We start from the raw sequence: 562 nt of genomic DNA on the forward strand, positions 1-562 counted from the left end.
TTTGGTTGCCTACAGGAGCCTTGTAGTCCTCATCGAGATTCACCACGATGGTTTCCGGCTCCTGTTCAACCGGTGGCAGGTATCTGGCGACCAGAGGCATTGTCAAAATCACAGCCCCATCCATGTGAAAGGATGTTGGAGCCTTCACTATTCGGTCCATTACCCAGCACCAAGCATGAAGCAACCGATCCTCTACCTTGTCGTCAGCCTCAATCTCTTGAACGAACTGGTTGAAACGAACCTGACTATCCAGAAACAGGCCTGTGCTCTGACACTTATCGCTGATCGTATGAATGAGCTCCGCCTGCTCCAGAAGCATTTCTCGGGTGACTTCCTCCACATCACCAAATGCGTCAAACAACTTTGTCATGTAGTCACGAATTTGCATGTTCTTCCCCCTCGGCATCGAACTGCTTTGCAAGCTCAGGATCACCTGCCCAGCGAAGGGCGTCTCCCATATGCGTGAAAGCGCGTTTATTGTCATCTTGCTTATTCACTCTGACCGGCGTCTTTTGGTCACGAGGCTGTAGTAGCCAGTACCCGGCCTCTTCCCTGATTAGTT

At 51.1% G+C, this 562-nt stretch carries 1 protein-coding gene and 1 pseudogene; both read right to left on the minus strand.

Annotated features, from left to right (window positions below; translation table 11 throughout):
* A pseudogene (locus R7Z49_RS26775) lies at window positions 1–388 on the minus strand (hypothetical protein); the annotation flags it as partial.
* On the minus strand, window positions 375–562 hold a 188-nt coding region (locus R7Z49_RS26780), incomplete at its 5' end, for a hypothetical protein (protein WP_318112700.1). The pseudogene R7Z49_RS26775 and the gene R7Z49_RS26780, both read right to left, overlap by 14 nt.

The organism is Vibrio sp. 1562 (genome assembly GCF_033340155.1).
GTDB classification, from domain to species: Bacteria; Pseudomonadota; Gammaproteobacteria; order Enterobacterales; family Vibrionaceae; genus Vibrio; species Vibrio alginolyticus.